Here is a 14,045-nt window from a genome sequence, read left to right as displayed (position 1 = left end):
GTCGTACGCGATCACCCCGCGCCCAGTCTGAACGACGGCGGCCCCGCACCGGGAGATCCGGTGCGGGGCCGCCGTACGTGAAGAGGACTACTCGGAGACGCCCAGGCGCTCCAGGATGAGCTCCTTGACGCGCGCCGCGTCGGCCTGGCCGCGGGTGGTCTTCATGACCGCTCCGACCAGGGCGCCCACAGCGGCGATCTTGCCGCCGCGGATCTTGTCCGCGATGGCCGCGTTGCCCGCGATGGCCTCGTCCACGGCCGCGCCGAGCGCGCCCTCGTCCGAGACGACCTTCAGGCCGCGCTTCTCGACGACCTCGTCCGGGCCGCCCTCACCGGCGAGGACGCCTTCGAGGACCTTGCGGGCCAGCTTGTCGTTGAGCGAACCGTCGGCGACCAGGGCCGCGACCCGGGCCACCTGGACCGGGGTGATCGGCAGCTCGTCGACGACGACGCCCTGCTCGTTGGCGTTACGGGCCAGCTCGCCCATCCACCACTTGCGCGCGGCGGCCGAGTCGGCACCGGCCTCGATCGTGGCGACGATGGAGTCCACCGCGCCCGCGTTGAGGATCGACTGCATGTCGTGCTCGGTGACGTCCCACTCCTCGCGGAGCCGGTTGCGGCGCACGCGCGGCATCTCGGGCAGACCGCCGCGCAGCTCCTCGACCCAGTCGCGGGCCGGGGCGACGGGGACCAGGTCGGGCTCCGGGAAGTACCGGTAGTCCTCGGCGTTGTCCTTGATGCGGCCGGCCGTGGTGGAGCCGTCCTCCTCGTGGAAGTGCCGGGTCTCCTGCACGATCGAGCCGCCCGACGAGAGCACCGCCGCGTGGCGCTGGATCTCGAAGCGGGCCGCGCGCTCCACGGAACGCAGGGAGTTGACGTTCTTGGTCTCCGAGCGGGTGCCGAACTCGGACTCGGGGGTCGGGCGCAGCGACAGGTTCACGTCGCAGCGCATCTGGCCCTTGTCCATGCGGGCCTCGGAGACGCCGAGCGCCTTGATGACCTCGCGCAGCTCGGCGACGTACGCCTTGGCGACCTCGGGGGCCCGCTCGCCCGCGCCCTCGATGGGCTTGGTGACGATCTCGATGAGCGGGATGCCGGCGCGGTTGTAGTCCAGCAGGGAGTGGGACGCGCCGTGGATACGGCCGGTGGCGCCGCCCACGTGCAGCGACTTGCCGGTGTCCTCCTCCATGTGGGCGCGCTCGATCTCCACGCGGAAGATCTCGCCGTCCTCCAGCTGGACGTCCAGGAAGCCGTTGAAGGCGATGGGCTCGTCGTACTGGGAGGTCTGGAAGTTCTTCGGCATGTCCGGATAGAAGTAGTTCTTCCGGGCGAAGCGGCACCACTCGGCGATCTCGCAGTTCAGCGCGAGGCCGATCTTGATGGCCGACTCGATGCCGATCGCGTTGACGACCGGCAGGGAGCCGGGCAGGCCGAGGCAGGTCGGGCAGGTCTGCGAGTTGGGCTCGGCGCCCAGCTCGGTGGAGCAGCCGCAGAACATCTTGGTCTTGGTGCCGAGCTCGACATGGACCTCAAGGCCCATGACGGGGTCGTACGAGGCGAGAGCGTCCTCGTACGAGAGCAGTTCGGTGAAGGTGGTCACGGTGAAACTTTCCCTCTCAGCCCAGCAGGACGTCGTCGTCGCCCAGGCGCTTCAGCTCGCGGTACAGGATCGCGAGGCCGGTGACGATGGCGGCGGCGGACACGGCGGCGTCGACCAGCTTCAGCACGTCGTGCTCGCTGCGGGCCTTCTTGACCTGCTTGATCACGCTGATCGCGCCGAAGGCGGTGGTGCCGATCGACAGGTAGGTGCCGGTCTTGGACTTCTTGAAGCCCTTGGCCTTGGTCAGTGCACTGGTGCTCACAGGGACGGTGCCTCCTCAAGCAGCGGGTGACCCCAGCGTGCGACGAAGGCCGCCTCCACGGCGGCACCGACCTTGTAGAGCCGGTCGTCCTTCATCGCCGGGGCGATGATCTGGAGCCCGACCGGGAGACCGTCCTCCGGTGCCAGGCCGCAGGGGAGCGACATGGCGGAGTTGCCGGCCAGGTTGGTCGGGATGGTGCACAGGTCCGCGAGGTACATGGCGAGGGGGTCGTCGGTGCGCTCGCCGATCGGGAAGGCGGTGGTCGGGGTCGTCGGGGAGACGATCACGTCGACCTTCTCGAAGGACTTCTCGAAGTCCTGGGTGATGAGCGTGCGGACCTTCTGGGCGGAGCCGTAGTACGCGTCGTAGTAGCCGGAGCTGAGCGCGTACGTGCCGAGGATGATGCGGCGCTTGACCTCGTCGCCGAAGCCGGCTTCGCGGGTCAGGGCGGTGACGTCCTCGGCGGACTTCGTACCGTCGTCGCCGACGCGCAGGCCGTAGCGCATGGCGTCGAAGCGGGCCAGGTTGGAGGAGCACTCGGACGGCGCGATCAGGTAGTACGCGGCCATCGCGAGGTCGAAGGAGGGGCAGTCCAGCTCGACGATCTCGGCGCCGAGCTCCTTGAGGAGCTCCACCGACTCGTTGAAGCGCTGGACGACACCGGCCTGGTAGCCCTCACCGGCGAACTGCTTGACCACACCGACGCGCATGCCGGCGACGGAGCCGTTGCGGGCGGCCTCGACGACCGGCGGGACCGGGGCGTCGATGGAGGTGGAGTCGAGCGGGTCGTGCCCGGCGATCACCTCGTGCAGGAGCGCCGCGTCCAGGACCGTACGGGCGCAGGGCCCGCCCTGGTCGAGGGAGGAGGAGAAGGCGACCATGCCGTAGCGGGAGACACCGCCGTACGTGGGCTTCACGCCGACCGTGCCGGTGACGGCGGCGGGCTGGCGGATGGAGCCGCCGGTGTCCGTGCCGATCGCGAGCGGGGCCTGGAAGGCGGCAAGGGCCGCCGCGGAGCCGCCGCCGGAGCCGCCGGGGATCCGGGTGAGGTCCCAGGGGTTGCCGGTGGGGCCGTAGGCGCTGTTCTCGGTGGAGGACCCCATGGCGAACTCGTCCATGTTGGTCTTGCCGAGGATGACGACGTCGGCTTCCTTCAGCTTGCGCGTCAGGGTGGCGTCGTAGGGCGGGATCCAGCCTTCGAGGATCTTCGAACCGACGGTCGTCGGGACCCCGACGGTGGTGAAGATGTCCTTGAGGGCGAGGGGGACGCCGGCCAGCGGGCCGAGCTTCTCGCCGGCCTCGCGCTTGGCGTCGACGGCGCGGGCCTGCGCGAGCGCGCCCTCGCGGTCCACGTGGAGGAAGGCGTTGACCTTCTCGTCGGTGGCGTCGATGCGGGCCAGGTGGGCCTCGGTCACCTCGACGGCCGTGAGCTCGCCGGAGGCGATCTTCCCGGCGGTCTGGGCGGCCGTGAGCTTGATGATGTCGACCATGGTTGTTAGTCCTCCCCCAGGATCTGCGGCACCTTGAAACGCTGCTGCTCCTGGGCGGGAGCACCGGAGAGCGCCTGCTCGGGGGTGAGCGACGGACGGACCTCGTCCGCGCGCATGACGTTCGTCAGCGGCAGCGGGTGGGAGGTCGGCGGGACGTCTTGGTCGGCGACCTCGGAAACGCGGGCGACCGCGCCGATGATGTCGCCGAGCTGTCCGGCGAAGTGATCCAGCTCGTTGCTGGACAGCTCAAGGCGCGCCAGCCGAGCGAGGTGGACGACCTCCTCGCGCGTAATGCCAGGCATGCAGCGATCCTCTGGGGGTGGGTGGATGTGTAGTTTCGGTCCCAATCCTATGGGGCCGGGCCCCCGGCCAGCGAAACGGTTTGGCCCGGACCACTGCGCGGGGGCCGCAGGCGCTGCCCGACCCCGCGCCTGATTCGCCGGCGGGGCTCAGGGATCCGGGGCTCCGCCCCGCACCCCGCTCCTCAAACGCCGGAGGGGCTGGACGGTGCCGGCGTCAGCCGAATCCAAGCCTCGCCGGCGTTTGAGGCGCGGGGCGGGGCCCCGGCGGTGGCGGCGCCCGCTCAGACCGCGTCGGCCTCCGCGGCGGCGAGTTCCGCCGTGATGTCCGCCGGGCGGCGCCAGCCGCGCTCGCCGCGGGCCAGCAGCCAGGCGGTGGCCTCCTGCGGCGGCATGGCGGCGGCGACCAGCCAGCCCTGGACGGCGTCGCAGCCCAGGTCCCGCAGCCGCTCCCACGTCTCGTCGTCCTCCACGCCCTCCGCCACGACCAGCAGGCCCAGCGAGTGCGCGAGGTCCACCGTGCAGCGGACGATCTCCGCGTCCTGCGCGTCGACCGCCAGCCGGCCGACGAACGACCGGTCGATCTTCAGCTCGCTGACCGGCAGGCGGCGCAGGTGGACGAGGGAGGAGTAGCCGGTGCCGAAGTCGTCGAGGGACATCTTCACGCCGTGGCCGGTGAGCCCGGCCATGGTGTCGGCCGCCCGCTGGGGGTCCTCCAGCAGGACGTGTTCCGTTATCTCCAGCTGCAGCCCGCTCGCCGGGACCCCGTGGCGGGCCAGTCGCGCGGCGACCGCGCCCGCGAAGCCCGGGGTGTGGACGTCGCGGGGCGATACGTTGACGGCCACCGGGACCTTGAGGCCCTGGGCCCGCCACCGCGCCACCTGGGCGAGGGCCGTCTCCAGTACGTACTCCGTCAGGTGCGGCATGAGCCCGGAGGTCTCGGCGATCGCGATGAACTCGTCCGGGGACACCCGGCCCCGTTCCGGGTGCACCCATCGCACCAAGGCTTCGAGCCCGGCGACCTGGCCGTCGAAGCGGACCTTCGGCTGGTAGTGGAGTTCCACTTCCCCGGCGTCGAGGGCTCTGCGGAGGTCGCCGAGCAGGCCCAGGCGGTCGGGGGTGTTGCTGTCGCGCTTGGACTCGTACACCTCGACGCCCGTGCGGTCGCGCTTCGCCTGGTACATCGCCACGTCCGCGCGCCGCAGCAGCCCCTCCGCGTCGAGCGCGTGGTCGGGGAAGACGGCGAGGCCCGCGCTGGCCTCCAGGACGAGTGTGAGGCCGTCCAGGTCGAGGGGGGAGCTGAGCTCCGCGACCAGGTGGCGGGCGATGCGCTGGGCGCTGGTGGTGGAGTCGGCGAAGGGGAGCAGGACGGCGAACTCGTCGCCGCCGAGCCGGGCCGCCTCGGCGTCCTCGGGCAGCGCCTGGCGCAGCCGCTCGGCGATCTGGAGCAGCAGCCGGTCGCCCGCCAGGTGCCCCAGGGTGTCGTTGACCGCCCGGAAGCGGTCCAGGTCGATGAGCACGAGAGCGGCCCGGGTGCCGGAACGTTCGGCCTCGTCCAGGGCGGACCAGGCCCGCTCCAGCAGCCACTGCCGGTTGGGCAGCCCGGTCAGCGGGTCCCTCAGCTGTTCCTCGGCGCGGGCCCGGGCGATCCACAGGGTGGAGTCCAGTGCGATCAGCGGTACGGCGAACAGCGGCAGCAGCACCGGCTGGCTGACGGCGACGACGCAGATCAGGGGGGCGATGCCGAGCAGCGCCACGGCTACTAAGGCCTGCCGGAGCAGAGCGGTGCGGGCGACGGTGGGCAGCCCGTCGCCGCGCGGAGCCAGCGCGATCCAGAGCAGGAACCGGGTGGCGAGCAGGTAGGCGACGGCGACGAGGACGATCTCGGGGACCGCCTCCAGCCCCCAGGAGGCCGGGAGCCAGGGGGTCTCGACGGAGGGTGCCTCGCCGAAGGCGGCGAGGACGAGCGCCCCGGCGCCGATGCCGAGGATGTCCACGGAGCCGTGCAGCAGCCCCTGCCGCCAGCGGTGCCGGCGTGCGGCCCCGACCAGGGAGACCACCGCGAGCGAGACCAGTCCGGCGGGGACCCATCCGTAGAGGATGAGCACGCCGAGGGTGAGCGCGGCGCCCGATCCGGTGCCGCCCCACCAGCGGTCGCGGCCGAGGGCGACGAGGTGGCCGACGATGATGCCCGTGAGGATGGCCAGGGCCCAGCCGACCGGCCCGCCGGGGAACAGCGCATGACGACCGCTCAGCGCGGAGACGATGCCGACGGTGAGCGCCGTGACGGCGAGGCCCACGACGAGGAAGGGCAGCGCACCGCGCCGCTCCTGCCCGCCCGCGCCGGTGTGGACCGGCCGGGTCTCCCGTGTCCTGGCACCCAGGACACCGGGCCTGCCCGACCTGCCCGCCCGCATGGACGGGAGTTCCCCGCCGAATTCAGGTGACGGGTCGGCGCTTTCGGTGGGTTTCATGCCCGTACCTCTCACAGCCGGCGATGCCGATGTCACGCGATGGCCCCGATGTCATGCCACCACGGCCGAAATCGCATCCTGCAGCCGTGCACGACAGGCGCACCCCTCAACAGTAGGACGCGCGAGGCTCCCAGGGGCAGCGGTCGGCAGTGGTTGCCCGAATGCGACCCAGCCATCCTCATCAGTACGGTATCCGCCGAACGGGTGAGTTTGGACCGGGACCCCCCTGTCACCCGTCCGATGATCCGACAGCTCACCGCCCTGCGACCAGCCTTGTACCGGCCGTTTACCACCGTTCGCCGCGCCTGGCGTGCGCCCGCCCGTACGGCCGCACGCCACGCATCCGTTCGCCTTCGCTACTCCCCCTCGGCGATTCCCCTGTCGGTACTACTGCGCTTCGCCCTCGCCGTCCACCGGGAGCGCGGCCTCGCGTGCCGCGTCCGGCCCCTGCTCCAGCAGCACGGCGAATCCGGCGTCGTCGAGGACGGCGAGCTTCAACTGCATGGCCTTGTCGTACTTCGAGCCGGGGTTGTCGCCGACCACGACGAAGGAGGTCTTCTTCGACACGGATCCGGTGACCTTGGCGCCGCGGCTCTGCAGGGCCTCCTTCGCGCCGTCCCGGGTGTGGCTCTGCAAAGTGCCGGTGACGACGACGGTCAGCCCCTCCAGGGGCCGCGGCCCCTCCTCCTCGGCGGAACCTTCCTCCTCCATCCGGACCCCGGCCTCACGCCACTTGCGCAGGATCTCCTGGTGCCAGTCGACGGCGAACCACTCCTTGAGCGAGGCGGCGATGATCGCGCCGACGCCCTCGGTGGCGGTCAGCTCCTCCTCGGTGGCCTGCTCGATGCGCTCGATCGAACGGAACTCGCGGGCGAGGGCCTCGGCCGCGACCGGTCCGACGTGCCGGATCGACAGGCCGTTGATGATGCGGGCGAGCGGGCGGTCCTTGGCGGCGGCGATGTGCTCCAGCATGGCCAGCGCGTTCTTCTTCGGCTCGCCCTTCTGGTTGGCGAAGACCGTGACGATCTTCTCCTCGCCCGTCTTCGGATCCCGCTTGGGCAGCCCGCTGTCCGGGTCCAGGACGTACGCCTTGATGGGCAGCAGCTGCTCGATGGTCAGGCCGAAGAGGTCGCCCTCGTCCAGCAGCGGCGGCTGGGCCGGCTCCAGCGGGCCGGTCAGCGCGGCCGCGGCCACCATGCCGAAGTTCTCGATGTCCAGGGACTGGCGGCCGGCCAGGTAGGCGACCCGCTCGCGCAACTGGGCCGGGCAGGTCTGGCCGTTGGGGCACCGCACGTCGATGTCCCCCTCCTTCATCGGCCGCAGCTCCGTCCCGCACGCGGGGCAGACGGCCGGCATCACGAACTCCCGCTCGGTGCCGTCGCGCAGGTCCACCACCGGGCCGAGGATCTCGGGGATGACGTCGCCCGCCTTGCGCAGGACCACGGTGTCCCCGATGAGGACGCCCTTGGCCTTGACGACCTCCTGGTTGTGCAGGGTCGCGAACTCCACCTCGGAGCCCGCCACCTTCACCGGCTCCACCTGCGCGTACGGGGTCACCCGGCCGGTGCGGCCGACGCCGACCTTGATGTCGATCAGCTTGGTGTTGACCTCTTCGGGCGCGTACTTCCAGGCGATCGCCCAGCGCGGGGCGCGGGCGGTGGAGCCGAGCCGGCCCTGGAGGGCGATCTCGTCGAGCTTGACGACGACGCCGTCGATCTCGTGCTCCACCGAGTGCCGGTTCTCGCCGAAGTCCGCGATGAACTCCCGGACCTCGGCGAGCGTGGAGACCACCTTGTTGTGCTGCGCGGTCGGCAGACCCCACTCGTGCAGCAGCTCGTACGCCTGCGACTGACGCTCGATCTCGAAGCCCTCGCGGGCGCCGATGCCGTGGACGACCATGTGCAGCGGGCGGCTCGCGGTGACCTTGGGGTCCTTCTGCCGCAGCGAACCGGCCGCCGCGTTGCGCGGGTTGGCGAAGGGCTTGCCCTCCGCCTCCACCAGACGCGCGTTGAGCTCCTGGAACTTCTCCATCGGGAAGTAGACCTCGCCGCGGATCTCGACCAGCGCCGGGATCCGGTCGCCCTCCAGCCGGTCCGGGATCTCGGCGATGGTGCGGACGTTGGGCGTGATGTCCTCACCGGTGCGGCCGTCGCCGCGGGTGGCCGCCCGGGTGAGACGGCCGTTCTCGTAGGTGAGGTTGACGGCCAGGCCGTCCACCTTGAGCTCGCACAGGTAGTGGTAGTCCGAGGTGTTCACGTCCCGGGCCACCCGCTCGGCCCAGGCCGCCAGTTCCTCGTCGTCGAAGGCGTTGTCGAGGGAGAGCATGCGCTCCCGGTGCTCGACGGAGGCGAAGTCCGTCGCGTACGCCCCGGCCACCTTCTGGGTGGGCGAGTCGGGCGTACGGAGCTCCGGGTACTGCTCCTCCAGTGCCTCAAGCGAGCGCAGCAGCTGGTCGAACTCGGCGTCGCTGACGACCGGCTGGTCGTTCACGTAGTACCGGAAGCGGTGCTCCTCGACCTGCTCCGCCAGCAGCGCGTGCTGATCACGCACCGCCGTCGGTACTGCCGTGTCCTGCTGTTCGGCTGCCATGCCGTGTCCTCCCGTGGCCCGTCTTCGACCGTCACTCAGGGTTGTCGGCGAGCGACCTCGCCGCCCTGACGCAATGCGCCTGCACCGCGCGGGCGTAGGCGGGCGAAGCGCCCGCCAGACCGCACGACGGGGTGACCACGACGGACTCCGCCAGAGTCCCCGGGGCCAGCCCCAGCCTGCGCCAAAGCTTCCTGACACCCATGACGCTACCGCCCGGGTCCGACAACGGGGCGTCGGTGCCGGGCACCACTCCGGCGAAGAGTTTCGTGCCGCTCTCGACCGCTTCCCCGATGGCGTCGTCCTCGCGCTCGGTGAGCAGGGAGAAATCGAACGACACCCCCGTGGCACCGGCCCTGCGGAGCAGCCCGAAGGGGACCTCGGGCGCGCAGGAGTGCACCACGACCTCCCCGTCGTGGACGGCGAACAGGTCGCGCAGCGCACCCTCGACCACCTGCCGGTCGACGGCGCGGTAGGTGCGGTAGGCGCTCGCCGAGCGGACCCGGCCGAGCAGTACGGCCGTCAGCGAGGGCTCGTCGAGCTGCAGCACGACCTGCGCCCCCGGAATGCGCTTGCGTACGTCGGCCAGGTGCTCGCGCAGGCCTTCGGACAGCGATCCGGCCAGGTCCCGGCAGGCCCCCGGGTCCTGGAGCATGGCCTCGCCGCCGTGCAGTTCCAGGGCGGCGGCCAGCGTCCACGGTCCGACGGCCTGGACCTTGAGCTTCCCCGTGTACCCCTGGGTGAACTCTTCCAGCGCGTCGAGGTCCTCCCCCAGCCAGGACCGGGCCCGCTTCGAGTCCCGTCCCGGGCGGTCGCTGATCCGCCAGCCGCTGGGCTCGACGTGGGCGTACATGTCGACGAGCAGTCCGAGGGACCGGCCGATCATGTCCGCGCCGGGCCCGCGGGCGGGCAGCTCGGCGAGGTAGGGGAAATCCTCGAAGGACCCGGTGACGGTCTTCGCTGCCTCGCGGGCGTCGCCGCCGGGCAGCGATCCGACGCCGGTGGCGCCGGCGCTCATCGGCCCGGCCGGACGCTCAGGTCGTTGACCTCGGCGTCGCGGGGCAGGTCGATGGCCATGACGATCGTGGTCGCCACGGACTCGGGGTCGATCCAGGCGGCCGGGTCGTACTCCTTGCCCTCCTGCGAGTGCACCTTGGCCTGCATGGGGCTGGCGGTGCGGCCCGGGTAGACGGAGGTGACGCGGATGCCGTTGGCCCGCTCCTCGCCGCGCAGCGAGTCGGCGAGGGCCTTGAGCCCGTGCTTGGAGGCGGCGTACGCGCTCCAGTCGGGGTGGGCGGTCAGGCCGGCGCCCGAGTTCACGAAGACGACGGTGGCCTTGGAGGCGCGCAGGGTGGGCAGCAGCAGCCGGGTGACCTCGGCGGGGGCGATCAGGTTCACGTTGAGCTGCTGGTGCCAGGTCTTGGGCCGGAGCTCACCGACCGGTCCGAGGTCGACGATCCCGGCGATGTGCAGCAGGGAGTCGATCCGCTCCGGGACGGCCTGCTTGGAGAACGCCCACGACAGCCGGTCGGGATCGGCGAGGTCGCCGACGAGGGACGTGGCGCCGGGGTAACGGTCGACGAGCTCGCGGGCACGGCCGGCGTCCCGGGCGAGGAGGACGAGGTCGTCGCCGCGTGCGTGCAGCCGGGCCGCGACGGCGGCGCCGATGCCGGAGCCGGCACCGGTGATCAAGTGAGTAGCCATACCGCCCATGCTCGCACCCCCGGGCGGGCGCGGGGGCCGAAGGCCGAGGTCAGGTGCCGCGGGCCGGGGTCAGGTGCCGACGGCCGCCGCGTGGGCACGTTCCACGGCGGCGCGGGCCGCGGCCGCCTGCTCCGCCGTGACGGCGGGGGCGAAGCCCTGGCCGATCACGGCGTGCGGGAGCGCCGCGACGAGCCGGGCCCGCACGTCGCCGCGCGGCCCGGCCCACCGCTCCAGGGCCTGGTCGCGTACCTCGGCCAGCGCGGCGGCGCGGTCCGGCGCGGGCGGGGCGAAGCGGCCGCCGCAGGCCCGCTCGTGCTCGGCCCAGCGGTCCTCCCAGAACTCCACCGTCCAGCCGGGCCAGCGGGCGGCGGGGGCACGCCCGTGGGCGCGGGCCGTGTTCAGCCACCAGCCGACCCGGCGCCTCTCGGGATCCACGTGGATGCCGGCATCCGCCGGCAGCCGGTGGCTCCGGTGGTCCGGGGCGTCCCGCAGCCGCTCCAGCAGGGCGGGCCCCTCCTCGACGGGGTGGTCGTTGATGTCGGCGAGCACGTGACAGCGGTCCGCGCCGATGGTGACCACGGCGACCAGCGGGTCGGGGGCGTCCAGCTCCTCGTCGTCCGGCTCCAGTGCGGGACCGGGGTACACGGCGGTGTCCGCCTCCTGCGGGTCGAGCCCGAGGTGGGCGCGCAGCCCGCTCTGGCCGTCGTAGAGCCAGCGCACCTCCCAGCCCGGCCAGCCGCACCGCAGCAGCTCCAGGGTGGCGGCCCGGGTGCGCTGGGAGGCGATGGCCCCGTCCCGTGCGAAGAGCAGCAGGAGCCGGCGGTCCTCGTCGGCGAGGACGCCGCCCTCGACCATGTCGTCGGGGTACCAGTCGTCCTCCCGAGCGTGGCTGCGCAGGTACGGGAGCACCGCCTCGGGCCCGGCCAGCAGGTCGAGGTCCAGGTCCACGGCGCCGTAGGAGGAGCGGTGGCGGGTGTGGCCCCGGGAGCCCGGGAGGACGAAGACGGCCCGGTTGCCCATCGTCAGAGCCCTGCGGCTTCGCGCAGGCCGGCGGCCGTCTTCGAGGCGTCGTAGTCGGCCGGGACGCCCTCGACGAGGATGACCTCGCCGGCCATGTGGTCCGTGCGCAGCGGGAGGATGGCCCGGTAGGCGTCGGAGGCGTACCAGGCACGCGCCCGCTCCATGTCGGGGAAGCCGATGACGACGACGGTGCCGGGGAAGGGGCCCTCCAGGACCTCGACCTCCTTGCCGTGGACGAGGAAGCGGCCGCCGAAGGGATCCATCGTCGACTGGATGGTCTCGATGTACGTGAGGATGTCCTCGTTCATCGTCTCGGGGCGGATGTGGGCGATGGCGTACGCGGTCATGGTCTGCTCCCCTGTCGACCGGCCCGTCGGCCCGGGCCCGCTGATCCGATCCTGTCAGGGCGCGGCTCCTGCTGCGATTACCTCCCAGGTCATGCCGATGCGGGCTGGAAGGTGCGCCGGTAGGCGATCGGTGAGACGCCGAGGGCGGAACGCATGTGCTGGCGCAGGGAGTTGGCCGAGCCGAAGCCGGCGCGGTGGGCCACCAGGTCGACCGGCAGGTCGCTGGACTCCAGCAGGTGACGGGCCAGTTCGAGCCGTTGCGCGGTGAGCCACTGCACCGGCGTCATGCCGACCTCGTCGCGGAACCGGCGCGTGAAGGTGCGCAGGCTCATCCGGGCGTGCGCGGCCAGTTCGCCGAGGGTGACCGGTTCGGCGAGGCGTTCCAGGGCCCACGCGCGGGTGGCGGTGGTGGTGGCGACGGTCGGCTCGGGGACGGGGCGGTCGATGTACTGGGCCTGGCCGCCGTCGCGCCAGGGCGGGACCACGCACAGCCGCGCGGCCCGGTTGGCGACGCCCGTGCCGTGGTCCTGGCGGATCAGGTAGAGGCAGAGGTCGATGCCGGCGGCCACGCCGGCCGAGGTGAGGATGTCGCCGTCGTCGACGAAGAGGACCTCCTCGTCGAGCCGGACGCGCGGGAAGCCCCGCTGGAACTCGGGCGCGTGCAGCCAGTGCGTGGTGGCGGGGCGGCCGTCGAGCAGTCCGGCGGCGGCCAGGACGTACGAGCCGGTGCACAGGGAGACCAGCCGGGTGCCGGGCCGGATCGCCGCGAGGGCGTCGGTCAGCGGCTGCGGCAGGGGCGCGCCGTGCGCGAGCTCGTCCATGGCGTGGGTGGGCGTGACGATCACGGTGTCGGCGGCGGCGAGGGCCTCGGGGCCCGCCGAGACGCCGACGGTGAAGCCCGCGTCGCTGGTCACGGGCAGGCCGTCGGCGGTGCAGACGGTCACCTCGTAGAGCGGCGCCCCGGCCTCGTCCTGGGCGTTGCCGAAGACACGGGAGGGGATGCCGAGCTCGAACGGAGGGACCCCTTCGAGGGCGAGTACGGCAATTCGGTGCATGGCCAGATCCTGTCACATGGTGGCCGTACGGCCAACACTGCGCGGGTCGGCGAGCGGGGAAAGTGAGGTCATCGGCCGGGACACCGGCCGGCAGGAACCCAGCAAGGAGACATGTCATGCGCGCCGTCGTCATCAGCAAGTGGGGCGGACCCGAGGTCCTCGTCGAGACCGAGGCCGAGCGTCCGGAGCCCGGTATGGGCGAGGTCCTGGTGCGGGTCCACGCCGCCGGGGTCAACCCCGTGGACTGGAAGACGCGCGAGAGCGGCGCCCTGATCCCCTGGGGCCCGGTGCCGGCGGTCGGCTGGGACGTGTCCGGCACCGTCGAGGCCGTGGGACCGGGCGTGACCCTGTACCAGGTGGGCGACGAGGTGTACGGGATGCCCCGCTTCCCGCAGCAGGCCGGCGCGTACGCCGAGTACGTGACGGGACCCGCCCGGCACTTCGCCCCCAAGCCGGCCACGCTGGACCACGTGCAGGCCGCGGCGCTGCCGCTGGCCGCGCTGACCGCCTGGCAGGCCCTGGTGGACACGGCCGGGGTGAGCGCCGGGCAGCGGGTGCTGGTGCACGCGGCGGCCGGCGGGGTGGGCCACCTGGCGGTACAGATCGCCAAGGCCCGCGGCGCGTACGTGATCGGCACCGCGAGCGCGGGCAAGCACGCGCTGCTGCGCGAGCTCGGCGCCGACGAGGTGATCGACTACCGCACCACGGACTTCGAGGACGCCGTCGCCGACGTGGACGTCGTGATCGACGCCATCGGCGGGGACTACACGCGGCGCTCCCTGAAGGTCCTCAAGGCCGGCGGCCATCTGGTGACCCTGCCCGGCCCGGACTCCCTCCCGGCCGACCCGCAGGGGGTGCACGCCTCCTGGGTCCTGGTGGAGCCTGACCTGGGCGGCCTGCGGGAGATCGCGGCGCTCGTCGAGCAGGGCCTGCTGAAGCCGCTGGTCGACACGGTGCTGCCGCTGGAGCAGGCCGCGAAGGCCCACGAGATCGGCGAGCAGGGCCGCACCACCGGCAAGATCGTCCTGACCGTCGCCTGAGGCGCACACCGGCCGCGACCCGTCCGGGCGATCAGGTTCGCCGCAGTCCGCCCGCTGCCCTGGCATTGCCAGGGCAGCGGGCGGACTGCGTCCCTGGCATTGCCAGGGAGGGCGACATGATCTCCTGCGTGCTCTGCCGGGTGACGATCACCGGGTCGAACCACCGCTC

General features: G+C 72.4%; 12 protein-coding genes. 1 reads left to right on the top strand and 11 read right to left on the bottom strand.

Annotated features, from left to right (window positions below):
- Positions 1-87: 87 nt before the first annotated feature.
- The 11 genes from gatB to ACFY0D_RS09275 all read right to left on the bottom strand — a co-directional run bounded on the left by gatB (position 88) and on the right by ACFY0D_RS09275 (position 12,836).
- Positions 88-1,599, bottom strand: a complete 1,512-nt coding sequence (gene gatB / locus ACFY0D_RS09325) for an Asp-tRNA(Asn)/Glu-tRNA(Gln) amidotransferase subunit GatB (RefSeq protein WP_351159973.1) — start codon at positions 1,597-1,599, stop codon at positions 88-90.
- 16 nt (positions 1,600-1,615) lie between these two features.
- The gene (locus tag ACFY0D_RS09320) at positions 1,616-1,861 is read right to left on the bottom strand and encodes a hypothetical protein (protein WP_030010588.1); all 246 of its coding nucleotides are present in this window, start codon (positions 1,859-1,861) and stop codon (positions 1,616-1,618) included.
- Entirely contained in the window at positions 1,858-3,351 is a 1,494-nt protein-coding gene (gene gatA / locus ACFY0D_RS09315) for an Asp-tRNA(Asn)/Glu-tRNA(Gln) amidotransferase subunit GatA (protein ID WP_390797712.1), read from the bottom strand. Before gatA ends, ACFY0D_RS09320 begins: the two co-directional genes overlap by 4 nt.
- A 5-nt stretch (positions 3,352-3,356) precedes the next feature.
- Positions 3,357-3,653, bottom strand: a complete 297-nt coding sequence (gene gatC, locus ACFY0D_RS09310; protein ID WP_030010586.1) for an Asp-tRNA(Asn)/Glu-tRNA(Gln) amidotransferase subunit GatC — start codon at positions 3,651-3,653, stop codon at positions 3,357-3,359.
- 281 nt (positions 3,654-3,934) lie between these two features.
- Positions 3,935-6,124 (bottom strand): putative bifunctional diguanylate cyclase/phosphodiesterase, encoded by a 2,190-nt coding sequence (locus ACFY0D_RS09305; RefSeq protein ID WP_390797711.1) that lies wholly within the window; start codon positions 6,122-6,124, stop codon positions 3,935-3,937.
- A gap of 387 nt (positions 6,125-6,511) precedes the next feature.
- Positions 6,512-8,713: an NAD-dependent DNA ligase LigA gene (gene ligA, locus ACFY0D_RS09300; RefSeq protein WP_390797710.1), complete on the bottom strand. Its 2,202-nt coding sequence runs from the start codon at positions 8,711-8,713 to the stop codon at positions 6,512-6,514.
- 31 nt (positions 8,714-8,744) lie between these two features.
- Positions 8,745-9,728, bottom strand: coding sequence for a methionine synthase (locus tag ACFY0D_RS09295; RefSeq protein ID WP_390797709.1), 984 nt, complete (start codon positions 9,726-9,728; stop codon positions 8,745-8,747).
- Positions 9,725-10,414, bottom strand: a complete 690-nt coding sequence (locus tag ACFY0D_RS09290) for an SDR family oxidoreductase (protein ID WP_390797708.1) — start codon at positions 10,412-10,414, stop codon at positions 9,725-9,727. Before ACFY0D_RS09290 ends, ACFY0D_RS09295 begins: the two co-directional genes overlap by 4 nt.
- Before the next feature lie 69 nt (positions 10,415-10,483).
- On the bottom strand, positions 10,484-11,434 hold the full coding sequence (locus ACFY0D_RS09285; protein ID WP_390797707.1) for a hypothetical protein: 951 nt from the start codon (positions 11,432-11,434) through the stop codon (positions 10,484-10,486).
- 2 nt (positions 11,435-11,436) lie between these two features.
- Complete coding sequence (locus tag ACFY0D_RS09280; RefSeq protein ID WP_390797706.1) at positions 11,437-11,781, bottom strand: DUF1330 domain-containing protein; 345 nt, start codon at positions 11,779-11,781, stop codon at positions 11,437-11,439.
- Between the two features lie 89 nt (positions 11,782-11,870).
- Positions 11,871-12,836, bottom strand: a complete 966-nt coding sequence (locus ACFY0D_RS09275) for a GlxA family transcriptional regulator (RefSeq protein ID WP_390797705.1) — start codon at positions 12,834-12,836, stop codon at positions 11,871-11,873.
- 116 nt (positions 12,837-12,952) lie between these two features.
- Between ACFY0D_RS09275 and ACFY0D_RS09270 the strand changes: the two genes are divergently transcribed.
- Complete coding sequence (locus ACFY0D_RS09270) at positions 12,953-13,876, top strand: NADP-dependent oxidoreductase (protein WP_390797704.1); 924 nt, start codon at positions 12,953-12,955, stop codon at positions 13,874-13,876.
- The last annotated feature ends 169 nt before the right edge of the window (positions 13,877-14,045 follow it).

The sequence above is a fragment of the Streptomyces sp. NPDC001502 genome (assembly GCF_042894785.1).
Classification (GTDB): Bacteria; Actinomycetota; Actinomycetes; order Streptomycetales; family Streptomycetaceae; genus Streptomyces; species Streptomyces kutzneri.
Note: the sequence above shows the minus strand (reverse complement) of the source record. Positions and strands in the feature narration are given on the sequence as shown.